Genomic DNA, 23,694 nt, shown 5'->3' with positions numbered 1-23,694 from the left:
CGGCGGCGTCTGTCGCGCAACGCTGTTGCGCGACGGTGCGCTTATATTGTTCGAGGGCGGAGACAAGCCGCGAGTGGAGCTGACAGGGGGCGGGATGGCACGGGTGTCCGGTTCTGACAGACGGGTGAGTCTGCATGATGTGGCCGCGCACGCTCAGGTCGCCGTTTCCACTGTCTCCCGCTATCTCAACGGGGCGCTGCAGTTGAGTCCGGAGACGGAAGCCCGGGTGCTGCGCGCGATGGAAGCCGTGGGCTACACGCGATCTGTCAGTACGCCTCGCGGCCCGGCCCGGCCGCGAGGTGTGCTGGGGCTGGTGGTGCCGCAGATCGGCAATGCCTACTTCGCGCGGATCGCGGAGCAGTTCGTGACTGCGGCCGAAGGCCACGGCTACCAGGCTCTGATTGCCTCGACGTCCAGCCATGCCCGCAAGCAGAACGACTATGTGGAACTGCTTCGCGACAAGAACCTCGACGGGCTCGTGTACGTCGGCAACTTCGGCTTCAACAAGGCCCTTTCCGCACTGATCGAAGACGGTCTGCCCGTCGTTCTGCTGGACGAAGCGCTTTCGGTGACGCCCGCAGCGGATGCGGTGCTCGTCGACGACTACTCCGGGGCTTACCAGGCCACAGCCCATCTGACCGCGCTGGGGCATCAGCGCATCGCCCTTCTCACTGGTCCGCCCGCGCTGCGGTCAGTGCAGGAACGCCGTCGTGGCTGGGCAGACGCCCTTGAGCGAGCCGGTATCGACCCGGCGGCACAGATTACGTTCAGCGGGTCGTTCACCGAGGAATTCGGGGCCGGCACCCTGACGCATCTTCTAGCCGCCGCCCCGGCCCCCACCGCGGTGTTCGCGGCCAGTGACGCCATTGCCATCGGGCTCATGACCGGTGCACGTGCGCTTAACGTCCGTATTCCGGCGGACCTGTCTGTCGTCGGCTTCGATGACGTCCCCGCAGCGTCCTACGTCCAGCCGCGGCTGACCACAGTGCACACACCGCTTGAGGTGATGGCTGCCAGGGCCGTCACGGCGCTGATCGACCGCATCGACCATCCCGACCGGCCGCCGGCGATGGAGAAAACGCCCGTCACGCTGGTCATCGGCGGCACGGCCGCAGCACCGGCGTAGCCTTTCGCGGGATCCGGTGCTGCCCTGGTGCCTGCCCGACCCTGGCTCCGTGCCGCTGCGGCACGCCGGGCACGGGCTGTCAGGTCATCCGTGCTGGCGGGTGCCTTTCCTGCCTGGTCAGATAAGGCCGGCGTCCTTGCATGCAGTCTTGTACTTCGCGGTGCAGATGTCGGAGATCTGATAGATGCCGTCAGCGACGACGGTGTTCTTGATGTTCTCCTTGGTCACCTGGGCCACGGACACGAAGTTTGCGGGGATGTCCTTGTCGGTGGGACTGTCCACGGTGTCGGGCTGAAGGGCATCGAACTCGATGCTGCGGCCCTGGATCTTGGTGACGGCTGCCTCGGCTGCGGTCTCCGCCTCGTCGGCGTAGGGCTTGTAAACCGTCATGTACTGCTCGCCAGTGAGGAGGCGCTGTATGGCGGCGAGTTCCGCGTCCTGGCCGGTGATCGGCGGAATGGCGGTGACTCCTGCGGCCCGGTACGCCGCGAGGACGCCTGCGGCCATGGCGTCGTTGGCCGCATAGACCGCCGCGACATCCGCCGCACCGTACTGCGTGAGGGCCTTCGTCATGCGGGTCTGGGCTATCTGCGGGCTCCAGTTCATGATGTCGTAGGAGGCGACGACGGTCACTCTGCCGTTCATCTCCGACACGGCACCCTGCTCGAACTGACGGGCGTTGGGATCCGACGGGGAGCCATTCAGCATGACAACCTTCGCCGACGGGTCGATGCCGGCCCCCAGGGCTTCCACGAGTGAGCGGCCCTGCACCTCGCCGACCATGGCGTTGTCGAAGGTGACGTGTCCGTCGACCGGCCCTTCGGCCAAGCGCTCGTAGGCGATGACGGGGATGCCTGCGGCCTTGGCCTTGCGGACGGTGCCGGCGATGGCGTGTGTGTCGACGGCGTCCAGGACGATGACGTCGACTCCGTCGGTGATCATCTTTTCCATCTGGCTTGTCTGCTTGCCTGCGTCGGAGGCGGCGTTTGCGTAAGCGACCTTGCCGTGGCCGTCGGTGAGGGAGGCGACCTTCTTCTTGATGATCGGTACGTCGAACTGGTCGTAGCGGGTGCTGGACTTATCCGGCATCAGCACTCCGACCGTGATGTTGTCGCCCTTGACCAGGGTGGTGTCATCGCTGCTTGACGTGGGGTTGAGCGTCCCGCAGGCGGCCAGCGACAACATGGCGGCACAGACGGTCAGACGTATGGCGCTACAGCGCATTTGCGAGGCTCACTTCGCTGTGAGGTGCTGGGAAAGGGCAAGGCAGGAACGAGGCGAGGCCGTGTCCTGCGGCGGTGCGCTCGCACCGGCGGGCAGAGACGCCGACGGGCCGTGGACGAGGGCGAGCGAGTGCGCGGGAGACAGGTCCGGGCCGCAGGTCTGGCCCGCACAAGGCAAGGCCGGCTTGGCCGACGACGCTCAACTGCGTGCGCCGTATGCCGAGGTGGCGGCATACGGCGGCAGTGCGGGTGAGTGCCGGATGAGTGTTCGGGGCCGCGCAGCCTTCTAGACGGTGGCGACGAGGACCGCGGAGAGCGAGAGCAGGGCGGGCGGAAGCACGGCCTGGCGGTCGGAGAGGGGCAGGACTTCCTCGGCGAGTGTGAGGCCGAGGACCTCGGTCATGAAGGTGCGCCGGGCAGTGACGCGCTGCCACATATGCGGGTAGCGCTCGGCGAGTTCCGCGCGCAGGTCCGCATCAGCGATCGCTACCGCGTCCTCGCAGTTGGCGGCCAGGTCAGGGGTTGCGCCGACGGGGATGATGTCGGCCTGCAGGGACATGCCCGAGTGGACGGTGCCGGCGGATCCGGCGGCGAACGGGCTGTCGAGCCACTCGTCGATGTGCTGCAGATGGCCGGGGTTGAGCAGCGGGCGGATCTGCGACTTCGCGAGTTCCTTGGTGGTCTGCTCGGCGATATCGGCGGTCGATGCTCCCAGGGTGAGGCCCTGGTACCAGACGGCGATTGCGGCGAAGTAGCCGGCCGCGAAGTCCAGCTGCCGCTGGTCGAGTTCATCGGCGCGCAGCACATAGCCAGCACGGGAGGTCAGGCCGCCCTGCAGGCCGACCGCGGTCGACAGCAGGTCGCCGTGGCCGATCACCCGGTCACTGGGGCTGCACAGGCCGACGACCTTGCCGCTGCCGGTGGTCAGCATCACGTGCGCACTCAGGGGCAGACCGTTGAGACCCATGTGGGCGGCGGTGCCCAGCTCCGAGCGGCCGGGCGTGAGGGCTTCCAGGGCCCGCCAGGCGTGGCCGGCGGCGCGGGTGGAGCGGTGCTCGTTGAGAGCGATCTGGTCGGCCTCATTGCGCGAGCGCAGGCCGTCGATGCCCATCAGCACGGTGGTGGCGTCCGTGAGGTGCTGGGTGACGTCCAGGATCTCACCGACCACGAAGGCCGGCACGGCGTAGGCGAACTGTGACAGGCGGGAGTCGTCGGCCGTGATGGGCCGCCATCCGACCAGTCCCACGCGGGAGTCGGCATCGACACCGGCCTGGCGCAGGGCGGTGGAGACACGCTGCTGGACACTGCGGTCCTGGCCCGGCAGGCTGAGCGACTGACACAGCACGGTGGTGGCGGTAACGGGCAGGCCGGGGACCATCGCGGCCGATTCGTTGCCGGCCAGGATGAAGGGCGCGTTGTCGAGGTCCAGCACGACCAGTGCTTCTTCGAAGCGGGGGTCGAAGCCGGTCAGGTAGAGGCTGTTGCCGGGGTGCTCGCGGTCGGCGTAGGCGATGAGGTGGGTGAGGCCGAGTTCGCGCATCTTGACACGGGCGCGGCTGATGCGGCCGGCGTACACCTCGGGTGACAGGGTCGGCTCAGGTCCGAGCTGGGACAGCGGGGGAAGCTCAACCTGGCGCAGGGTGATGTGGTCAGGCACGGGAGTCTCCCTTGGCGACGAGAGCGACCGCGCGGACCGGCGAGCCGGTGCCGCCTGCGATCTTCAGGGGCAGCGCGGCGAACAGGACGACCGGGGGCAGGCCATCGAGGTTGGTCAGGTTCTCCAGGACCAGGACGCCATTGGGCAGGAACTCGTAGTGCGCCTTCAGGTCGTCGCCGGAGACGTCACCGGGGTCGATGCTGATGCAGTCGATACCGACGGCCTTGATGTTCTTGCCGCGCAGATAGGAGGACGCCTCACCGCTCAGGCCCGGCCAGCCGCGCAGGTAGTCGAAGCCCTCGGGGATCGTCGTCCAGCGCTTGGCCCAGCCGGTGTTGATGATGACGATGTCACCGTCACAGACCGGCTCGTTGGCCTCCTCCCAGGCCTGCACGTCCTCAAGGCTGATGTGGTGGCTGGTGGCCTCGAACGGGCCGAACGTCATCACCACGGCGCGGCCGATCAGCTGGGACACGCTCAGGTCGGCGGTCGAGATCCGCCTGGGGTCCTCGGGATCGGGGACGAAGTGGGAGGGGGAGTCGATGTGCGTGCCGGAGTGGTCGCACATGATGAGCTGCTTGAATTCCGCGACGTCGTCCATCGACGTGTAGTCGGCGATGATGTACTTCGGATGCGTCGGGAAGGTGGGGATGCCGAGTTCGAGGGTGTGGCTCAGGTCGACGATGTTGAAGCCGTGCAGGGTGTCGGCGAGGCGGTCGACCTCACTGATGGCGTTTATCTGGGAAGTCATACAGGCAGCGAAACACGCTTGAACGAGGGGTTACAAAGACCACTTCTCACTTACCTAATAGGAAAGGGCTATAGGGCAAGCCTATGGGTCGCCGTTAGACTGGCCCTATGACAGTCACCTTGCGGCAGATCGAGTACGCACTCGCTGTCGATGAAGCAGGGGCCATCTGCGCCGCTGCGAAAGCACTGCATGTCGCCCAGCCGTCCTTGTCCCAGCAGATCTCCAGCCTGGAGCGCTCCCTGGGCGTCATGCTCTTCGAGCGCACGGCCATGGGTACCTCCACGACCCCGGCGGGCCGGGCTTTCCTGGCCGAGGCCCAGCAGGCGATGCAGGCGGTCGAGCGTGCGCGCGAGGTGGCGGTCCGGGCAGCGAGCAGTATGCGCAAGGACATCATCATCGGCGCGAACGAGATGACACCGGCTCTGTGGCTCGCGCAGTCGGTGGCGAGCCTGCGGGCGTCCGCTCCGAAGCTCTCGGCTCGCGTCGTGACCTTCTCCGACACCGAATCACTCATCGAAGCTGTCACATCCGGCGGTATCGACGTCGGTGTCGGCCCCGTACACGCGGCGTCGTGGCGGGAGCGAAAGCAGCGCGTCGGCTCCCTGGAACTCGCTATGGCCGTCTCGCACGACGCCTCTCCCCGCCTCGGGGGCCCGGTGCCGGCCGGGCAACTCGGTACGCAGGACTGGGTCACCTGCCCGTCGAACGCTCATGCCTTGAGCGAACTGCGCAAGTCGATCGGCGACACACGCATCGACAATCCGTCCGCCGCGAACCTCAGTGCCGCTGTCTCCTACGTGGACGCCGGCCTGGGCGCGACCCTGGTACCGAACCGACAGGCCCTGCCCGACTCACTCGACCTGGTCGCCATCAACCCCCCGCCAACGGTCGACGTCTACGCCTTCGCTCTGCGCAGCACCGACGTAGTGACGTTCAACCGCATCGCCCGCGAGATCACCGCACACAGCACCCGCTGAAAACCCGGCCGCCGGCAGGACATCGACTGGCTCAAGGAGCCGCGTCGGCCTGCCGGTCTGCCTTGCTGCCGTCGGCGCGCACCTGCAAGAGCGACTGCGCCGGCCGGCCCGACTGCCTGGAGGCGACCGCCGCAGCGCGGTCACGCGCGAGGATGGCTTCGGGCACGGGGCATCGTCGCCCGCCCGCCGTGGGGCTGTGTTTACGCAAATCTTGATTCTCACCACAGGTTGTCGCATTCACGATTGCCTGACTCACCGGATGTCGCCGCAGAGACTGAACGCTATGAGTGCACAGGCCGAGCGCTTCGTCATTCCTCGTCTTCGAGGTGCCGCATGCCTGATCTGTGCCTGCTCCGGCACACCTGCGGCAACAGGAAGTCTCAAAGGAAGCGAATTCTTTGGCGGACATGCCGGGTGCCGCCGCCCGTCGTCAGGTTCGGGCGGCGGCACGTATGCGGGGCCAGCGTGTCAGGCCCGACCTGCGGCTTTCTGGCTGCGGCGCGACACCGAGTCGATGACCACGGCGCCCAGGAGGACACCACCGGTGATCATGTACTGGATCGACGTGTTCATGTTGAGCAGGTCGAGGCCGGTCTGGATGGACTGGATGACCAGCATGCCCAGGAGGGCGGACCAGACGGAGCCACGGCCGCCGAACAGCGACGTACCACCGATGACGGCCGCGGCGATGGCGAGCATCAGGGTGTTGCCGCCACCGGCGTTCAGCGTCGCGGAGGCAGTCTGACCGGCGAAGAACATACCGCCGACCGCCGCGAAGCCACCGGCGATGGCGAACACCGTGATACGGATCAGCGGGACGTTGATACCGGCCCGACGGGCCGCCTCGATGCCGCCGCCGACCGCGAAGACCTTGCGGCCGAAGGTCGTACGGCGCAGGACGAAGTCGACGATGACGAGCGCCGCGAGGAAGATCACCAGGGCGTTGGAGACACCGGAGGCGTTGTTCAGCACGACCGCGGTGACGAAGGACGCCACGGCGAGCAGACCGACCCGGAGCAGGATTTCGCTGGTGGGCCGGAAGGGCACGCCCGCGGCCTTGCGGCGGCGCTGCTCACCGAAGTTGCCGACGAGGGAAAGGACGACGCCGAGGCCGGCCAACAGGTAGGCGCCGACGATGGCCTGGTCCATGAAGAAGGAGCTTTGGCCGAGCAGGTGGATCGGGCCGGCATCCGAGGGGATGTTGATGGTGCCGCTGGAGCCCAGCAGCCACAGCATCAGACCGTTCCAGCCGAGGAAACCGGCCAGGGTGACCACGAAGGCCGGTACGCCGATCTTGGCGAAGAACCAGCCGTGCAGGGCGCCGATCAAGGCACCCGTGACGATGGTCAGGACCAGACCGAGCCATGGGTTCATGCTGTGGTCGACCACGAACACCGCGAAGATCGTGGACGCGAGTCCGCTGACCGAGCCGACCGACAGGTCGATCTCACCGAGCAGCAGCACGAACACCAGGCCGATGGCGAGCATGCCGGTGGCCGAGAGGAAGTAGCTGATGTTGGAGAGGTTGTCGGCGCTCAGGAAGCGGTCGTTCTTCAGCTGGAAGATGGTCCAGATGATGATCAGGCCGACCACGACCGGTAGCGAGCCCAGCTCGCCGCCCTTCACCTTGCGGGTGAACTCGGTCCAGTAGCCCTTGAGGCCCTCCTCGCGGACCAGCAGCCGCGGGTCGACAATCGTGATCGGCGCGACCGTGGGGTCGCCGGCAGCATTCTCTTCTCCCGGCGCGGGGCCGGTGATGGGGTTGTTCAGGGTCTTCGACGTGTCGCTCACTTTGCCGCCTCCGCGGTGCGACGCCCCGCACGACGGGTCACGGCGTTGTCCGTGGCCCCGGTGATCGCGGCGATGATCTCTTCGTGGCTGGTGTCCTTCACGGGGAAGGAGCCGTTGTTCTTGCCCAGACGCAGGACGGCGACGGTGTCCGCGACCGCCTTGACGTCGGCCATGTTGTGGCTGATGAGGATGACGCCGAGGTTGCGCTCGCGCAGCCGCTCGACCAGGTCGAGGACCTGCGCGGTCTGCTCGACACCGAGGGCGGCGGTGGGCTCGTCGAGGATCACGACCTTGGGGTCGCCTATCAGCGCGCGGGCGATGGCGACGACCTGGCGCTGACCGCCGGACAGGCTCGCGATCGGGATGCGCACACTCGGAATGCGGATGGAGAGCGTGCTCAGCAGTTCACGCGCGTTCTTCTCCATCGACACCTCGTCGATGACACCGCGGCGGAGCAGCTCGCGGCCGAGGTAGAGGTTGCCGACCACGTCGAGGTTGTCGCACAGCGCGAGGTCCTGGTAGACGGTCGCGACGCCGAGTCCCTGGGCGTCGTGCGGCTTGTTGATGCTGACCGGGTTGCCGTCCCACTCGATGACGCCCTCATCGATGGGGTGGACGCCGGCGATCGTCTTGACCAGCGTCGACTTTCCTGCGCCGTTGTCGCCGACCAGGGCGACCACTTCTCCGGCGTGAACCTCCAGATCGACATCGGTGAGTGCCTGCACCGCACCGAATCGCTTGGAGACTCCGCGCAACGCCAGCACGGGCGTAGCAGACACGTGAACCATCTCCTTCGCCGCCTGACCGGCGGGAACGCCGCCTGTGCCCGAGGTGGGCGTGAGCGGTGGATGACAAAAGAACAAGCAGTGAAAGGACAGAGCGTCTTCCTGGGGCGCTCCACTGTGGTGTCGTCCGGCGCCGCCCCGCAGCGGGGAGTGAAAGGCGGGGCGGGCGCCGGACGAGTTCTGGGGAGGCAGCCCGGGCGCGGCCGCGGCGTGGATCTGCCGCAGTGCCGTGCCTTTCGGCACCGGGCCGAGGAGTACAGCCGCATTGCTGGCCGGCTGGAGGTGAGGGCCGTGCCTTGCCGTTGTGCCGGACGGATCTTGACCGTCTCGATCCGAGGAGGTCCGGCCGATGGGCTGGTGAGACCGCCCGGGCCGACGGGCGTCGTGTCGAGGGGTGGAGCGTGTCCTACTGAAGACCGGCCTTCTTGCAGGCGGCGGCGTACTCGGCGGTGCAGATGTCGGCGACCGTGTACAGGCCGTCCTTGACGACCGTGTCGTTGATGTTGTCGGCCGTCACCGACACGGGGGTCAGCAGCCGCGAGGGGACCTTGTCGCCGGAGCCGCTGGTCTCGGTCTGCGTGGCCAGGGAGGAGATGTCCTTGCCCTGCAGCAGGTTGACGGCCAGTTGGGCTGCAGCCTCCGCCTCAGGCTTGAACGCCTTGTAGATGGTGGCCGACTGGGTCCCGACGAGGATCCGCTGGATGGCAGCGAGCTCGGCGTCCTGGCCCGTCAGCGGAGTGCTGCTGATGCCGGCGCCCTTGAGGGTGGTCGCGATACCGCCGGCCATGCCGTCGTTGGCGGCGTAGACGCCCGCGATGTTGTTCTTGCCGAGCTGGGTGATGGCCGCGGACATCTTCTGCGCGGCGACCGAGTCCTTCCACAGGCCGGACTGCTCGTAGGCGATGTCGACCTTGCCGTCCAGAGCCTGGTGCGCGCCCTTCTTGAACAGCCCGGCGTTCGGGTCGGCGTCGTCACCGTTGATCATGACGACCTTGGACTTGGGGGTCGCCTTGGAGCCGAGGGCGTCGAGCAGTGCCTGGCCCTGCAGCTCGCCGACCTTGATCGGGTCGAAGGACACATACGCGGAGACCGGGCCCTGGGCGAGGCGGTCATACGCGATCACCTTGACCCCCTTGTCGACCGCGGCCTGGATGGAGGACTTGGTCGCGGCGGAGTCCTGCGGGTCGACCACGAGCACCTTCACGCCCTTGGTGACCATGGTGCTGATCTGCTGCGCCTGCTTGGCGGCGTCGGCACCGGCGTTGCTGTAGGAGACGGTGCAGTCGCCGCACAGCTCCTTGACCTTGGCCTCGAAGAACGGCTTGTCGAACTTCTCGTAACGCGTGGTGACGCTGTCCGGCAGCAGCAGCCCGATGGAGTTGCCGCCGGAGGAGCTGGCGCTGTCACTGCCGGAGTCGTCGCCTCCGGCCTTCCCACAAGCGGCCGCGGAAAGGGTCATCGAAAACGCGGCGGTACCTATGACGAATCTGCGCATCGTTGCGTTCATGCCGGAATCCCTCCGAGGAAGGGCCGCAATGTGCGGCCGGTGTGACTGGAAGTCGATGCGACCGTCATCGCGGCGTCAAGAATTCAATGCCTAACGGAATGACGACCGCCATCTTTTGTTCTGGTATCACGAAACAGTCATGGAGATTTGAAGCGAACCCCGGCCTAGATTTCGGTAAAACCGCTGGCCAGGGCAGCCGCAACGGCATTTCGGTGTATGCGTCACGGGTAAATTGGATGTGATGGTGTCACTGCATCAGATGGTGCTTCTTTTCATTTGTGATCGCGAGGTTTTGGTGCGTCTCGGGACTCATTCGCCGGCCCCTCGCGCATTCAGTGACTGAGTGAGCTGTGCGGGGTGCGCGGATCGCGCGCCGCCCCGGGATCGGTCGGACCGGCTGAGCGTGCCCGCAGGGTCCGCCGCACCGGGGCACCCCCCTGTCGCTCAAGACGCAGAACCGGGCCGACCCTTGCACCGCGTTGCCGTATGCCGTTAGCAATGCAGTCAAGCCGCATTCGCTCGCACGTTACAAAGACGGGTTTCCTCTTCGGCGATAGGGTCAGCCTCTTACCCCTCCCGCCACCGCGCACTGATCAGGCACCGGCTCGACGCCCGCCATCGAGGCAACCGGACGCCGCCACGTCGAGCAGAGCGTCGCATACGCCCAGGCCAGAGCCAGCATCGCCAGTGCAGCACTCCTCGGCCGCGGATGATCACGAACCGGACGTCATGCAACTACGCCGAAGCCCTGGTCGGGCCCAACCCCGATGATGCCCAGAAGCTCCGGCCGGCACCGACGAACGGCCTTGGTGACCCGGCGGGCGAGTTCCTTCACCTCGGCGGTCAGCTGCTGGATGCGCCGGGCCAGCAGCCGGAGAGTGAAGACGGCGGCATCGCCAGTGTCGGGAAGGTCGGCGCACGTGGCGATCAGGGCCGTATTGCTGAGGTCGGAAAGTGTCTCGCGCATCTCGGGATCGATTCCGAGGAGTACGGCCTTGAGCTGATTCTTCGCCTGCGTGCGGGCCTTGACGGCCGATTCCTTCGCCAGACGGAGCACGCGCATGTCGGCGGCCGGCCCCTGGCCGGTCTTGGGCGTGACGTCGGCGCGTCCGGACAGCACCGCGCGGGCCGCGGCCTCCGCATCGACGGCGTCGGTCTTGCCGTGCTTGCGGCGCAGGGCCCGGTCGGGCTGATTGACCTCGACAACGTGGATGCTCTCCCGGCTCAGGAAGCGTGTCAGGGCCGCTCCGTAGGAACCCGTGCACTCCACACCGGCTCGGCGCAGGACGCCGAAAGAGCGTGCCCAGACCAGGAGTTGACGGTATCCGGCAGCGGTGACCGGAAACTCCTGGTGGGCCAGGAGCACCCCGAGCACGGTGATCACGGCGGCAACATGCACGTCCTTGTGGGTGTCCACCCCCAGGATCACGTCCTCTGCCGGCGGTTCTTCAGACTGTGCGGGCAGAGTCGGCTGGGGCAGGCTGGTGATGGTCACGCGGCTCCTCGATCGGCACGGGGCTGATGGCCGACGTCGGGCCGGTGGGCGGTCAGAACTGTGACGGTGCCTGGTGCGGCAAGGCCCCTATCGAGACACGCCCGCCGGTCCGATGGCAGCAGCCGCCGCCCAGGACCGCGGGCCGACAGATCCTGAACAAGGCAACCTGGGCCAGTTGTCCCACGGGTCAGACCCTGGCCCCGGACGGCGCCCCATGAGTCTCACAGTTGTCCCAGACCAGCACGATCGGGCCGCCGAGCTGCTGGTGCGCGGTCTGGATCAGGTCGCGGTAGTCCTGCCAGGAGAAGCTTTTGCGTCCGTCGGGCCGGGCGTCCGGGCAGGGCCGGTAGATCAGCCGGGAGCGTTCGCCGGGTTTGTAGCAGGCCAGGGCAGCGACGGATAAGCGTCGGCGGGAGCGGCCCCGCACGCGCACGACGGGAGTGCGGCCGCGGCGGGACCAGGTGCGGGCGGTCGGCGGCGTCATCGAGAAGCCGGCCTCGTCCTCGAAGACGAGCCAGGCGTCGAGCGCCGCCGCGGTCATTCCACGTGCGGCCAGGTCTCCTTCACCCAGCCGGCCACCGCTGTCTCGTCGCGTTCCAGGGCCCGGCGGGCGGGGAGCTGACAGGTCCAGCCGTGCCGTTTGAGCAGGGCCGCGACGCCCTGGATCGTGTAGCTCCTGTGGAACCGGCGCCCGATCAGGGTCTTGATCCGTGCCAGAGTCCAGGTCTGGTCGGGCCAGCCGTGCGCGAGGGGGCCCTTGTCCAACTCCCGCTCCAGGACCGCGAACAGCTCATCGCTCAGCAGCGGCAGGGACGCCGGTCCCTTCGACGCAAGAGCCCGCGTCCCACCCTCGGCCCACGCTCTGCGCCAGCGCTGCACCGAGCGGACAGTGACCCGCAGGTCATGAGCGACAACGGCGGTGTCGTCACCGCGCGCGAATCGCTCGGCCGCCTCTGCCCGAAGCCGCTCCCGAAACGCCCGACGCTCAGCGGTCAGCCCGCCACCCTGCGCGTACCTCATGAAGACGGCATACCGCCGGGAACACCAGCTGTCAGCCCTCACGACACCACGCTTTGAAGGTCAGTAAGCGATGAGCCGTGGGTCCACTCCTGCCAAGGTGACCGGAAGAGATGAGGACCAAAGCCGACACGCCCGTGTGGCTATGGCGACATCTTCCGAGCTCTGTCCCAGAAGGGGAGCGGTCGCGGAGCGTCACTGAAGCAGGATCATCTTGCGAAGTAATGCGAATCCGGCTCGGCCGTAGAGCTGCCTCTTGATCTTTTTCACGCGTGTCACGGCGCCCTCGGTGCCTCCCGAGCTCCAGTGCAGGGTCAGTCCGGCGATCACGGCTTCGAGGTCGGAGGTCAGTCCGCGGGCGAAGCCGGTGATGCCGGGCAACTGCGCGGCGCGGGCGGTGTTGATCCAGTCCGGCAGGTCAGCGCCGGTGCGCTGGGTGAGCATCTGGGCGAAGTCCCGTACGAGTTCATGAGTTTGCTCCAGCTCCGGGCAGCCGTCGAGTACCGCCTTGAGCAGCCGGTTCTCGTCCTCGGTGAGGGTGTCGGGGTGTCGGGTGATCCAGCCGACGACGGCGCGGACGGACGGCGCCGCGGGGGCCGGTGCGGGTGCGTCGGGCCACTGCAGGCGGCTGCGGGCCCAGTCCCGCAGGCTGCTGTAGGGCACCGGATGACCGCGGTCGGCGAGTTCCTCGCCTAACTCGATGATGGTGATCGCGCCGTCGGTTTCGTCGATGCGCCGTTGCAGGTATGGCTGATAAACATCGAGGCGGCTGCTGCGGGAACTGCGGCCGGTGACTATGTCCTGCCAGCGGGCGGCGCGCGCATACCGCTGGACGGTGTGCCTTCCCCAGCCCAGGTGGCGGGCAATGGCACGGAGTCCCATCCCCTCGCTCAACAGGCCGTGAACCAGGGCATGATGGGCGCGCATCCGCTCGGCCCGCCGGCCAGTGGGCCAAGAGAGTGAGCGCGGCTCGACGGCGGAGCCTCCGTCGGCGTTTCCCTCGGTGGCCGCGTCCGGCTGCGGTGCGATGGAACGCAGGCAGTCACGGTGCGCGGCAACGCACTTCTCAACGGCCTGGCCGAGGTTCTGCAGCAAGTGATACCTGTCCGCGACCTGGAGTGCGTGCGGGGCTCCGAGTGCGGCGCCCTCGGCGTAGGCGCCTGCGCGGTCACGGCAGATCACCTCAACTCCCGGGTGGGCCGCCAGCCACGCTGCCAAGGGGGCCCTTTCGCGTCCCGGCAGGACATCGATGGGCCGGTGGCGTTCGCCATCCGTGATCACGGTGGCATACGAGTGGCCACGCCGGGTGGCGAAATCGTCCACCCCGAGTACACGCGGCGTGGTGAACTGCGGATCCGGCAGCGCCATGACGCGGCGCAGCAGGGTCATCCGCCCAGCGCCAAGGCCCAGTTGGGCTGCCAGCCGGGCGCCGGCCCGTCCGGCCAGCGCGAGCCCGATGCGCTCCAAGGTGTGGTTGAGCCGGGTGGTGAAGCGTGCATACGGGGCGGTCAGCTGCGCGAACGGCTCGGCGAACGTGCGGCGTGGACAGCCCACGACGTCGCAGATGAAGCGCCGGACCCGCAGCAGGATCACGACGCTCTGCCCGCCAAGCGGGAGATCCTTCAACCTGCGCTGGTAGGAGTCGTGCACCCGTTCCGAGAAGTGACCGCAGTCCGGACAAACGGCACCCGCAGCCCGGCCTCTCGCCACGACGTCGATCGTGCCGAAGACAGCGGTCACCGCCTCGACGTCCACATCGTCGATCCCGTCGAACACCAACAAGTCCCAGAACGCTGCATTGGCCTGCATGACCAGCACAGTCACCGGCCACAGTCGACAACTGCGGAGTCCCGTCGGGATCTGACGGAGCGTCACTACTTGCTGTCCGATGGCGAGGCGTACGCGGTCTCATACGAGACCGCCCTCTCGCAATCGAACACCGCGGCGACCCTCCGCGACCGCTCCCAAAGATCTGTGCCAGAGCCCCAAGCGCCGCCTAGCCAGACACGATCCGGTCACGTGCTGTCGCACCGTGATTTGCGCTACCCGGATGCAGTTTCGAGAGTGCAAGCCGCTGGTCCATAGGGAACGCGAGGTCGGCGGGTGTCCCTTGTCCCGGCCCTTGATCACTTCGACTTCCGGCCGCTGGCGCTCACGGGCCTACGTGCAGGTATGCCGCCCAAAGACTCGGCGTGGCGGGGTACCGGTCGCTCAGTTCTCGAATCGCCCCGTGGAGTGCGCGAGCCGCTTGCCCGATCTCCAGGCCTCCACCATGGCCCGTGCGCAGACCGGTGTACACGGCTTCGCACACCTCCGCCGCGATTGCGTCAGCCACCGGCCACAGTGTCCCGATCACCTGGGGAAACCCCGCGGACTGGAACGCCGCCGACAGATGGATCGCCTCGTCCACAAGCACGCCGCTGAACGATGCCGTGGAACATGCCGACAGGTAGGCCAGCCGGGCTCGGGGCAGGTGCAGCTGTGAGACCTCCCGTACGGTGAACGGATGAGTCTGGTGGTCGTACAGGAGCAGCCGGCTTTCCGCGGGGTGCGCCGGGTCGTAACGGCCGTGGCACGCGAAGTGAACGATCCCGTATGACGGCAATGCCGACCGAACAGCGTCATGGGTGGCGGCCGAACCGATCAATTCAGTCGCGTTGAACGTGCGGACCAATGAACGAGCCTCGTCGAGGGCGGCCGGCAGTGGCAACTCGCCCTGCGTCTCGGGCATGGCCACCACGAGCACACGGGCATCGTTGTCCGGCAGTTGAGGAAGCGCCTGCGCGCGACGCAGAGCGCGCGCTGTCGAGGTGTATGAGAAGACCGCACGGTCCAGCGCCCGTTCCCCGCTGTCCGACATCGCCGCGTGGAGAGGGAAGCAGGACAGTGGCCCGCTCGGCGAACACCATATGCGCGGCAGTAGGCGGGTCGGTGCCGCTCTGGTGAAGCCGAGCCGGTCGAGCACGGGAGCCACTACCACCGTCCAGAGCCAGGTCAGTGTTGCCCGAATGGTGTCCTGGGCGGTCTTTTGATCCCGTAGAGATACGTCGTGCTGATGAAGAACCTCCAGGGCGAGGAGGAATTCCGAGGCCTTCTTTGTCGTCGATCGATCCGTCAACAGAGGGAGAGGCAGCGGATCAACGCGACCGTCGGGGTGCAACAGGAGGGCGCAGCCGCCGTGTGCGCTTGCACTCAGCAAGGCAACGGGCCCGACCACACCGGGGTGGAGCGGCATGCCCTCAAGTTCTGGCGCGCTGAGGAAGTCGGTGAAGCCGGGGAGCGCACGGATTTCAGCAAGCAGGGTGCGCCAGTCGTCGGTCAGCCGCTGTCTTGCAGCCGCAGCGGCGCCGGGTGTCGGCGGATCGGAGACGGCCCGCCACCCGAAGGAGTCGGTCATCGCCGGACCGGGCGCCATGTCGGTGCCGGAATGACCGATTAGTTCGCGCAGCCGCTCGAAACGGTTCGCCAGGTCTGGAACTTGCTCTCGCAGCCGGGTCGATTCATCCCGCTCCTCCAGTTCCTGGGCCCACAGCACACCCCGGCCGGCCTCAAACAGCCTGACGGCATCGACCGGCCGCCCGGCTCGTACGGCACATGCGGCGGCGTCGGCTGCCAGACCGCTCACGTTACTCAGGCCGTGTTCCCGGTCGGCGTGGCGCAGCGATCGCGGTGCAAGCTGCGGTAGGAGATCAATGGCCAGCGCGTAGGCGTCGGTTGCGCCATCCCAGTCCTGGGTTGCGGCCAGTGCCAGCCCCCATCGCCGTGCCGCGCTGAGCCGGAGGTCCGGCGGTGTGGACTCGCTGAGGGCGGTCGTGCGGTAGTAGCTGGCGGCCTTGTCCTGCACTCGGCGGCTTCTCCGCAGCGTTCTGTGCAGCAGCACCAGCACGTCGCCCAATTCGGCTGCGCAAATGGGATAGTCATCGGGATCGCTCCGTACCGCCTCCTCCAGCAGTTCCTGCGCTTCCATGGCCAGCAGCCCAACCGAATAGCGCTTCTTCCATTCTCGCGGCCAGTCACGCAGGCGTCGTGGCCGCGCACTGGAACCGAGGGTTGAAGACGCCAATATGCGGTAGGCCTTGGTGGTGAGCATGTAGGCGAGCGAGCGCAGCAGCGCGGGAGAGGTGGCGCTGCCCTGCGGGGTCCGCTCCAGTGCCTGCCAGGCCACGGCGATTGCCTCGTCCGTGAGCGCCTCATCATCCTTGGCTCGTGTGAACAAGGCGAACGCCCGCGCTGTGAGGGCATCCACATTGTCCGGTGCCGACTCGACCGCCCTGAGGCTGAACTCGGACGCCTGGTCCAGATCCTCTTCCGCGTCACTGCGCTCATAACGCAGCAGGAAGTACATGGCGAGGTCTTCGCAGTAACGAGTGACCACTTGCAACCCAAGCGGTGCGGCCTCCACGGCGACCTTCAGCACGGTGATCGCCTCGTCGAGATCCGACAGGTCGCCACGGCTCCGATATCGGATTACGAGGGCATCGGCCAGGACGTCGCTCGGCTCTGCGATACGCATCCACTGATCAGGACGGGAACGAACGGCGTCCATGGCGTCGCGGGCACGTGCCACGGCCTCGTCGAGATCGGAGTCCTGGCGCAGCAATCCGTAACGCAGGAGCAGTCCGCTGGCCACATTCGCCAGGGCCGGGCTCCAGTCAGGGTGATCCTCAGGAAGTTGGTTCAGCCCCAGGAGCTGCATCTCGATCCCCTCGTCGAGATCCGCCTGAGTGCCTTCGCCGGAGCGGTAGCGAAGCTCGAGCGCGGTGCCGAGCCCTGCCAGCGCTCTGCCGTGTGCACCACTGTCGGGCTCCGCCGCCATGACGGCCGCACGCGCGGTGCTGATCGCGTTGTCCAGCGCGTCGGTCTCACCAGGACGGCACTGCGTCAATAGGAGGCTGGCTGTTTCGCTGAGAATGTCGGCACGGTCCTCGCAGTCCGGCGGAGTGAGGTTCGCGACCTGCTGGTAAGTGTCGACTGCCGTGCGGAGCGCGTCAAGATCGCCCGACACGCGGTACGAGGCAAGCAGGGCCCTCGCGAGTATCCGCAGGATCCGGAAATGGTCGGGATGCGTCGGCGGGGACGTGTCCACCGCGGCCCGGGCCGCCCGTATGCCGTCGTCCAGGTCTAGACGGCTAGCCACAGCCTCGAACCGGTCCAGATGCACCTCGGCCAGGGAACGGAGAAGACCCGCACGGATCGGGGGATCGGCTTCGGCCGCGGATTCCAGCTCTGCCCGGAGCAGGGCGATCTGCGTCTTGCGGAGGTTGACGTTCATCATCTCGATGGGTTCGTCGCCCTGATGGTTGGCCATGGCTATCAGCTGAAGCGCCTCCCATGCTTGATCGTAGAGGGCCTGGTGCAGATCTCTACGAGGATGGGCTTCCCCACCACGCGAAAGGGCGCTGGACGCGGCCCCCGCAGCTTCGAGGGCGTCCTCCGGGATCAGCTGCCCGGTGACGTCTGCCGTTGTCATGAACTTTGCGAACAGCATCTCACTGAGATCACTGTAGCGGTCCGGTAACCCGGCGTCCTCGGCCGGCGAAAGCTCCACCGCGCGCTGGGCGGCCGCCACGGCCTCCGAAAGGTGGGCGGACTCTCCGAGCACTACGAAGAGGCGATAGAGAGCATTCGCAAGGCTGCTTAGCATCGAAGGCACGGCAGGGTCACCGCTCTTCGCCAATGCCACAGCATGGCGGCGTACGGTGACGGATTCGCGAAGCAGGTCCGCATCCTGACGTTCCGTGAACCGCCGCACCAGGGCTGCGCCAAGACCGTCGAGCAGTTCCGGCCGGAGCCGGTTGTCTTCGCAGTGCGCGATGGCCAGTCGCTGGAGCGCGATGGCCAGCACGGTGTCCGGCTCCTCCGCGTTGAGCAGCTCGATGGCGGCCGCGGCGAGTCGCGATGCATCGAGAAGCGGGGTGTCGGGCTGCGCCGCCTCATATACCACTCGTAGCGGCGGCGGAAGGCGGTCAGGCGCGCTCGCGTACACCGGGGCGAGCAGTCGCAGGGCGTCCACCAGTTCCCGCACGTTGCGACGCTCGCCGAAAGCGAGATGCCGATACCAGGCGAGCCGTCCGGCGAGCAGATACTCCTCCACTCCGGGAGACCCGGCCAGCAGTTCCGCTGCCTCACGTCGCGCCTGGCCGCCGGTGACCAGTGTCGGATCCCCCGTCAGTTCGTACTGCCGCAACCGGTCACGTATGGCCTCTGCTGCTCGTGGAGTTTCGTCCGGTGCCATCAGATCCCCCGCTCCCGTCGGCACTCCCAGACGCCCATCTTCCGACATGTCGCATAGGCCGCATAGTCTCTGGTCGCGGAAGTGTGGTGCGAAGGGGAGGGGCCCGCTGTGAAGTGGCCGGCCGAAGAACTCGCGCGGATGTGTGCTCTGTTGGAGGCCGCAGGCCCGCCCCTGAGCGAGGGGGCAGCGCGGGCCAAGGCCGAGGAAACCGTCGCGGCTGTGCGCGGCGGTGCCGACGCGGAACAGGTGGTGCGGCTCTTGAGAGAGCTGGACGATGTCCTCAGAACCGCCGGCTATGCGGGCGGGCTCGGGCGTTACCGAACCGCTCCGCCCCCTCCTGTCTCCGCGGGAGGCCACGCATATCAACCACTGGGCGGACCCGACGAGCATCCGGTCGAGGAGGTACTTGCGTGCCCGGGCGAGAACCGGTGCATGCGAGCGGAGTTGCCCGAATGGGGCGCTCGGATCACTGATCCTTTGTGCACCGTCTACGACCGGCCGCTTGCCCGCGTCAGGACCGGACCTTGAATACCTTCCTGGCCGAGCTGGGCAAGAGAGTGGCCGAGCGCTGGTTGTCACTGCTCGTGCTGCCGGGGGCGCTCTATCTGGCCGTCGCCGCGGCAGGGTCGATGGTGCTGCGGCATAGCGGCTGGTACGACCTGGAGATTCTTGCCGACTACGTGAACCGGGTCGCTGCGCGTCGTCGCGGAATCGGGCAGGTGGTGCTGATCGGCGCAGCGCTGCTGCTCGGATCTGGGGGCGTGGGCTTGGTGGCGCAGTCAGTGAGCGGCGGCGTGACACGGTTGTGGCTTGCGGCAGGGCGCGGGCCTGTGGGGCGTCGACTGACCGGTCGACGCCGGAAGCGCTGGCAGAGGGTTCACGAGGCGTACCGGAACGCGCTGCTGCAGCGGTACCGCCGGCAGCAGGGGTGGGGGGAGGAGGACGACCCCGGCCCGCTGCCGGACTCCGCTCGGCTTCTCGTCGTACGTAACCGGATCTGCCTTGTCGAACCGGACCGGCCGACCTGGATGGCCGACCGGATGCGGGCGGCCGGTGAGCGTGTGCACCAGGCATACGATCTTGACCTGACGGCAGCGTGGCCGCGGCTGTGGCTGTGCATGCCGGAGATGTCGCGCGCCGAAATCGCGACCGTTCAAACCGCCTTCGCCTCGGCATCCCGGTTGGCCGGCTGGGGTCTGCTGTATCTGGTGCTCGCGGTGTGGTGGTGGCCCGCTGCCGTGATCGCGTGCGTGACCGTGGGCACGGCCTGGCAGCGCGGGAGGGCGGCGACGGCCGTCCTCGCCGAATTGGTGGAGTCGGCGGTGGACCTGTACGGGCGGGACTTGGCCCAGGCGTTGGGGCTGGTGTGTCCGGATGGGTTCACGCCCGACCATGGGGCGTCGTTGACCCGCATGCTACGCAAGGGCGTCTGACCTCACGACGCTCTGCAGTATTCTCCCTGTTCGCAGCATATAGCTTGACTGTGCTGTGGCCGCTGTTGACGGCGGCGACTGCCAACTGGTCAGCCGGGCAACCGCGCGGGCAGCGGAGTTGTGCGTCTCCTAGCCGGTCATTGCGCCCTTGGCGTAGCTGATGACGGGTCAGGTCATCACGAGTGCCCGGTCGACTGGTGCATGCGCGACCTGAGAATTCGCCGTGAACACGGCTACACCAGCGGCGGGACACCATCCTGGTATCGGACTGTTCGTCTACTCACCATCGTCCGTCCAGAGCCTGATGTCCCAGGGATCATCAGAGGTCTGCCGCGTGGCGATGTGGCCAGGCGGTACGGCTGCCAGCTGAGCCAATGACGGGTCGTGGGCGAGGTCGAGGTGGACGATGTGCGAGGCGCCGTCCTCGTTCGGATCGTGGATGTCGTCGCTGACAAGCCAGTCGCCTGCGTCGTCGTGGATCACAGCCAGTGCCGGGAAGTGCCCTTCCGAGACCGTGGCCGTTCCGCGAGCCAGGCTGGATGCCTTCCGGTCGGGCAGCAGGTCAATGGGGCGGCGGGCTTCGATGTCGACGAGGACGGTGCCGTAGTGGCGGACAGAGGACGAGACGTCATGCTCCTTCCTCGTCCCCTTGAGGAGATCCAGAATCGCTCACGCCAGGAGCAGGAGACCAGCGCCTGGCGTGAGTGATTCGCGATGCGGGCCGGCTGCGAAGCCACGGTCTCCGAGACCGTCCACGCCCACGGCCTGCGCAACTGCCGCTACCGGGGAATCGCCAAGACACATGTCCAACACCTCTTGACCGCCGCCGGGACCAACATCATCAGGCTCAGCGACTGCTTCCCACCCAGCGCTGCACCGTCACGACCACCTCGCCCCACGAGCTCATTCCAACTCCTCTGCCGAAAGCTGATGTTCAGCACCTCACGCGATCGGTGAAGATCGCCAACAGCATCGATCTTGGGGAACGGTCGTGGAGCGTCACTGAAGCCGGATCGCAACGCCCTGCTCGCAGATTGGGAAATCCTTCCGTCTGCGCCGGTAGGAGCCGTGTACCCGGTCTGAGAAGCGGCCGCAGTCCGGACATGCAGCGCCGGCCACCCAGCCTCTCGCCACGAGGTCGACCGTGACGAAGACGGCGGCCACCGCCTCGACGTCCACGTCGTCGATTCCGTCGAACACCAGCGAGTCCCAGAACGAAGAGTCAGCTTGCATGACCAGCACCGTCACCGGCCAGAGGCTACAAGCGCGGATGCAGTAACAGACCTGATGGAGCGTCACTATCGGCAGCCCGGCGGCCAGGCGTACGCGGTCTCACACGAGAGTGCCCCCTCGCAATCGAACACCGTGATAACCCTCCGCAACCGCTCCCCAAGATCTGTGCCAGAGCCGCTATTTGGCCCCACCCGAGACGACTCCAACTGGCCCCGGTTTGGGGACGATCCGCGAAGATCAGGCGTCGTGAAGTGGCCCCGGAGGGCGGCTTGTTCTGGGCGCAGGGGCTTCGTGGATGGACGCCGGTAAGTACGCGCACGCGTCTGGTCGGCTTCCATACCGACTTGGCCACCCCTGGGCTCGGTGGGCATTGGCAGCGCGCGCCACGATGTGAGTCACGGCGCTGATTGTGTCGGCGGGAAGCGGGATCAGGCACACCTTTCGTGAGGACGCCGGTCAAGGGGACGAGGGTTCGGAGTCGTCCCACTGCCATCCACTTTCGGGGAACTGTTCAAGCAGGGCAGACAGCGAAGCCGCCTGGTGGATGGCGGAGGACCAGTCCTGAGCGGATACGTCGATCAGGACCAGAGGCGGAGGGTCCTGCCGGAAGTCGTAGGTGAGCATTTCGCGGCTTCCGTCCCCGCCGATGACGAGGCTCGCGGGGAAGCGTTGTTGGAATTCTCCGGCCTCGTTGACATCGACAAGCACCGCAACGTCGTTGATCACCAGGAAGTCATCTGCGGGGGGAACAAACCGGCTCATGCTTCCCTGCGTGGCCAGGAAATGCCGGTAGTCCTGCGGAAAACGGACTCCGAAGTGACGCTCAGCCTGCGTGATCTCATCGTTGTTCGAGCTCATGAGGCCGTTCTATCAATGTTGGGTCATGCCGGATGGCGGTGGCCACCCTGAACTGCCGTGAGCAGGACTCGCTTCCGAAGGAGGGGGAGTTTGGCCGTCCGAACATCTGGCGCTTGAGCATCTTGATGTGGTTGACCCGGCCTTCCACCGGACCGGAGTTCCAGCAGCTGGTGAGGCCCTGGTCGCTGATCGTCTGGTAGCTGCTGCGGTAGCCGAGGTCCTCAAGCTCGGTGTGCAGATCCCTTCACGACCTTCATCCTCGTCACGTGCACCTTGGTTGGAGCACATGGTCAGACGAAGGCCCCCCCATGTCCGGCGAATCCTCAGTTGAGCGAATCAGTCCGAGACGTCGTTCGAGGTGAGCGACGTACTGTCTCACCGTGCCCACTCTCCTGGACCTGCTGCAGTCCCTCGACGAACAGCCTGCCGAAGCGGTGATCTACGCAGCCAAGCCCTGGACGGCCGCCTTGGACGCGGCCGTCGCAGCAGGCGACGCGCCGCGGCCCAACCTTCCCTATCTACTCGAAGTCGTGCTGGCGCAGGACGTCCTCGAAGTCTGGTCGTCCTGGCGGGACGGCGCCCGGCCCAACGCCTCAGAGAGATGTCAGGCGGTCATCCACTACGCCGAGTACGACGCGTACCTGGACGAACATCACTGAACATCGCCACGCAGCAACAAGGCTTCTGCCGTCGTTGACGAAGAACAAGCTCAGTCCGTGACGGCTACAAGGGCGATGGACACCAGGATCCCCGGCCGGTCGACACCCAGCTTGCTCACGCAGCGGGGTGGCCGCACGTCGGGGAAGAACTCGTCGAAGACCTCGATGACGCCGTCGGCGTCTTCGGGTCGCATGAGCAGGGTGTGGATCATGACGGCGTCGCCCAACTCGGCGCCCCCGGCGCGCAGGATTGCCTGGCAGTTGAGCAATGACTGGCGGGTCTGCTCCTGGATCGTGGGCCCTGCGAGTTCACCGGTTGCCACGTCGACACCGACTGTTCCGGCAACGTAGATCGTGTTGCCGACTTTGACCGCCTGGCTGTAGCTGGGGTACTCCGGCGCTTCGGGGGTGGAGATGACCTTTCGGGGCATTGAGTGGGCTCCTGTCCGGTAGGTATCTGCTCAACTTGACCGCACCCTCGGCCGTCGGCCGGTCGAAGTTCCGCTCGACGGTGTGGTGTTGCTTGCTCTGCGCATCCAGGTCCGCCCGTGGCATCGGGCCGATCAGTGGCTTGAACGGATCCATCCGTGTCCGGCGTGGCTCAGGCTTCTTCCTCGGTGCCGGCCACACCGCATCCATCGCGGTCCCACCCGCGCGGAAAGCCACCCCGTGCCCGCGCAACGACGCCCGATGGGACAACCCGCCCGGGCAACACGGCGTATCGCCGCGTACAGATCGACCGTGGACTTCGGTGGCACCATCGCCCCCTCACCGGGCCGTGCCCGTCGATGCTCCCACTGCGAGCCCTGAGGTGTTGTCAGAATCCGCAGACACCTGCCGTGGAATCCGACGCTTTCCACGCTGAGTTTGTTCTTTGATCCGGACACAACGATTGCAAGGTGTGCGCCCAGTTGGGCCGTGACGGCAATGCGACTCCCACGAGGGCG

The 23,694-nt window shown here is 66.9% G+C and carries 19 protein-coding genes and 1 pseudogene; 5 read left to right on the top strand and 15 right to left on the bottom strand.

Annotated features, from left to right (window positions below):
• Positions 1–94: 94 nt before the first annotated feature.
• On the top strand, positions 95–1,126 hold the full coding sequence (locus OG266_RS01580) for a LacI family DNA-binding transcriptional regulator (protein WP_371541807.1): 1,032 nt from the start codon (positions 95–97) through the stop codon (positions 1,124–1,126).
• A gap of 117 nt (positions 1,127–1,243) precedes the next feature.
• Here OG266_RS01580 and OG266_RS01575 read toward each other — a convergent pair whose 3' ends face one another.
• The 3 genes from OG266_RS01575 to OG266_RS01565 form a co-directional block, all read right to left on the bottom strand.
• A complete protein-coding gene (locus OG266_RS01575; RefSeq protein WP_371541804.1) occupies positions 1,244–2,350 on the bottom strand; it encodes a substrate-binding domain-containing protein in 1,107 nt (368 codons plus the stop codon).
• A gap of 285 nt (positions 2,351–2,635) precedes the next feature.
• A complete protein-coding gene (locus OG266_RS01570) occupies positions 2,636–4,006 on the bottom strand; it encodes a hypothetical protein (RefSeq protein WP_371541802.1) in 1,371 nt (456 codons plus the stop codon).
• Positions 3,999–4,757 (bottom strand): cyclase family protein, encoded by a 759-nt coding sequence (locus tag OG266_RS01565; protein WP_371541799.1) that lies wholly within the window; start codon positions 4,755–4,757, stop codon positions 3,999–4,001. Before OG266_RS01565 ends, OG266_RS01570 begins: the two co-directional genes overlap by 8 nt.
• 107 nt (positions 4,758–4,864) lie before the next feature.
• Here OG266_RS01565 and OG266_RS01560 point away from each other — a divergent pair, with 107 nt between their 5' ends.
• Positions 4,865–5,734, top strand: a complete 870-nt coding sequence (locus tag OG266_RS01560) for a LysR family transcriptional regulator (RefSeq protein ID WP_371541796.1) — start codon at positions 4,865–4,867, stop codon at positions 5,732–5,734.
• Positions 5,735–6,202: 468 nt separating this feature from the next.
• On the opposite strand, the gene OG266_RS01555 is transcribed toward OG266_RS01560, so the two are convergent.
• The 8 genes and pseudogenes from OG266_RS01555 to OG266_RS01520 form a co-directional block, all read right to left on the bottom strand.
• The gene (locus OG266_RS01555; protein ID WP_371541793.1) at positions 6,203–7,525 is read right to left on the bottom strand and encodes a sugar ABC transporter permease; all 1,323 of its coding nucleotides are present in this window, start codon (positions 7,523–7,525) and stop codon (positions 6,203–6,205) included.
• On the bottom strand, positions 7,522–8,313 hold the full coding sequence (locus OG266_RS01550) for an ATP-binding cassette domain-containing protein (RefSeq protein WP_371541791.1): 792 nt from the start codon (positions 8,311–8,313) through the stop codon (positions 7,522–7,524). The genes OG266_RS01555 and OG266_RS01550 overlap by 4 nt, the downstream gene beginning before the upstream one ends.
• Before the next feature lie 403 nt (positions 8,314–8,716).
• Positions 8,717–9,817, bottom strand: coding sequence for a sugar ABC transporter substrate-binding protein (locus OG266_RS01545; RefSeq protein ID WP_371541788.1), 1,101 nt, complete (start codon positions 9,815–9,817; stop codon positions 8,717–8,719).
• A 727-nt stretch (positions 9,818–10,544) separates the two neighbouring features.
• Positions 10,545–11,312, bottom strand: coding sequence for a transposase (locus OG266_RS01540; protein WP_371541785.1), 768 nt, complete (start codon positions 11,310–11,312; stop codon positions 10,545–10,547).
• 214 nt (positions 11,313–11,526) lie between these two features.
• A pseudogene (locus OG266_RS01535) lies at positions 11,527–11,796 on the bottom strand (DDE endonuclease); the annotation flags it as partial.
• A gap of 53 nt (positions 11,797–11,849) precedes the next feature.
• Positions 11,850–12,332 carry a winged helix-turn-helix domain-containing protein gene (locus OG266_RS01530; protein ID WP_371541781.1) on the bottom strand — a complete coding sequence of 161 codons (483 nt, stop codon included), beginning with the start codon at positions 12,330–12,332 and terminating at the stop codon, positions 11,850–11,852.
• Positions 12,333–12,524: 192 nt separating this feature from the next.
• Positions 12,525–14,138: an ISL3 family transposase gene (locus OG266_RS01525; RefSeq protein WP_371541778.1), complete on the bottom strand. Its 1,614-nt coding sequence runs from the start codon at positions 14,136–14,138 to the stop codon at positions 12,525–12,527.
• 343 nt (positions 14,139–14,481) lie between these two features.
• The gene (locus OG266_RS01520) at positions 14,482–18,564 is read right to left on the bottom strand and encodes a CHAT domain-containing protein (RefSeq protein WP_371541775.1); all 4,083 of its coding nucleotides are present in this window, start codon (positions 18,562–18,564) and stop codon (positions 14,482–14,484) included.
• Positions 18,565–19,088: 524 nt separating this feature from the next.
• On the opposite strand from OG266_RS01520, the gene OG266_RS01515 reads away from it, so the two are divergent.
• Positions 19,089–19,997: a hypothetical protein gene (locus OG266_RS01515; protein ID WP_371541772.1), complete on the top strand. Its 909-nt coding sequence runs from the start codon at positions 19,089–19,091 to the stop codon at positions 19,995–19,997.
• Positions 19,998–20,273: 276 nt separating this feature from the next.
• Here the strand turns inward: OG266_RS01515 and OG266_RS01510 are convergent, their stop codons facing one another.
• Complete coding sequence (locus OG266_RS01510; protein ID WP_371541769.1) at positions 20,274–20,480, bottom strand: hypothetical protein; 207 nt, start codon at positions 20,478–20,480, stop codon at positions 20,274–20,276.
• Between the two features lie 231 nt (positions 20,481–20,711).
• On the opposite strand from OG266_RS01510, the gene OG266_RS01505 reads away from it, so the two are divergent.
• Positions 20,712–20,954, top strand: coding sequence for a transposase (locus OG266_RS01505; RefSeq protein WP_371541766.1), 243 nt, complete (start codon positions 20,712–20,714; stop codon positions 20,952–20,954).
• A 42-nt stretch (positions 20,955–20,996) separates the two neighbouring features.
• On the opposite strand, the gene OG266_RS01500 is transcribed toward OG266_RS01505, so the two are convergent.
• Complete coding sequence (locus OG266_RS01500) at positions 20,997–21,245, bottom strand: transposase family protein (RefSeq protein ID WP_371541763.1); 249 nt, start codon at positions 21,243–21,245, stop codon at positions 20,997–20,999.
• Between the two features lie 441 nt (positions 21,246–21,686).
• Positions 21,687–22,088, bottom strand: a complete 402-nt coding sequence (locus OG266_RS01495) for an SMI1/KNR4 family protein (protein ID WP_371541760.1) — start codon at positions 22,086–22,088, stop codon at positions 21,687–21,689.
• Positions 22,089–22,468: 380 nt separating this feature from the next.
• On the opposite strand from OG266_RS01495, the gene OG266_RS01490 reads away from it, so the two are divergent.
• The gene (locus OG266_RS01490; RefSeq protein ID WP_371541758.1) at positions 22,469–22,747 is read left to right on the top strand and encodes a hypothetical protein; all 279 of its coding nucleotides are present in this window, start codon (positions 22,469–22,471) and stop codon (positions 22,745–22,747) included.
• 50 nt (positions 22,748–22,797) lie between these two features.
• Here OG266_RS01490 and OG266_RS01485 read toward each other — a convergent pair whose 3' ends face one another.
• Complete coding sequence (locus tag OG266_RS01485; protein ID WP_371541755.1) at positions 22,798–23,178, bottom strand: RidA family protein; 381 nt, start codon at positions 23,176–23,178, stop codon at positions 22,798–22,800.
• Positions 23,179–23,694 lie beyond the last annotated feature (516 nt).

The sequence above is a fragment of the Streptomyces sp. NBC_00554 genome (assembly GCF_041431135.1).
Classification (GTDB): domain Bacteria; phylum Actinomycetota; class Actinomycetes; order Streptomycetales; family Streptomycetaceae; genus Streptomyces.
The sequence above is the reverse complement of the archived record's forward strand: the minus strand, read 5'-3'. Positions and strand labels throughout refer to the sequence as shown.

Excerpts from the sequence above, each read along its gene's own strand:
- OG266_RS01560 (WP_371541796.1), top strand. The coding sequence starts at position 4,865 with ATGACAGTCACCTTGCGGCAGATCGAGTACGCACTCGCTGTCGATGAA.
- OG266_RS01530 (WP_371541781.1), bottom strand. The coding sequence starts at position 12,332 with ATGAGGTACGCGCAGGGTGGCGGGCTGACCGCTGAGCGTCGGGCGTTT.
- OG266_RS01550 (WP_371541791.1), bottom strand. The coding sequence starts at position 8,313 with ATGGTTCACGTGTCTGCTACGCCCGTGCTGGCGTTGCGCGGAGTCTCC.
- OG266_RS01495 (WP_371541760.1), bottom strand. The coding sequence starts at position 22,088 with ATGAGCTCGAACAACGATGAGATCACGCAGGCTGAGCGTCACTTCGGA.
- OG266_RS01545 (WP_371541788.1), bottom strand. The coding sequence starts at position 9,817 with ATGAACGCAACGATGCGCAGATTCGTCATAGGTACCGCCGCGTTTTCG.
- OG266_RS01565 (WP_371541799.1), bottom strand. The coding sequence starts at position 4,757 with ATGACTTCCCAGATAAACGCCATCAGTGAGGTCGACCGCCTCGCCGAC.
- OG266_RS01525 (WP_371541778.1), bottom strand. The coding sequence starts at position 14,138 with ATGCAGGCCAATGCAGCGTTCTGGGACTTGTTGGTGTTCGACGGGATC.
- OG266_RS01575 (WP_371541804.1), bottom strand. The coding sequence starts at position 2,350 with ATGCGCTGTAGCGCCATACGTCTGACCGTCTGTGCCGCCATGTTGTCG.
- OG266_RS01520 (WP_371541775.1), bottom strand. The coding sequence starts at position 18,564 with ATGGCACCGGACGAAACTCCACGAGCAGCAGAGGCCATACGTGACCGG.
- OG266_RS01505 (WP_371541766.1), top strand. The coding sequence starts at position 20,712 with ATGCGGGCCGGCTGCGAAGCCACGGTCTCCGAGACCGTCCACGCCCAC.
- OG266_RS01485 (WP_371541755.1), bottom strand. The coding sequence starts at position 23,178 with ATGCCCCGAAAGGTCATCTCCACCCCCGAAGCGCCGGAGTACCCCAGC.
- OG266_RS01580 (WP_371541807.1), top strand. The coding sequence starts at position 95 with ATGGCACGGGTGTCCGGTTCTGACAGACGGGTGAGTCTGCATGATGTG.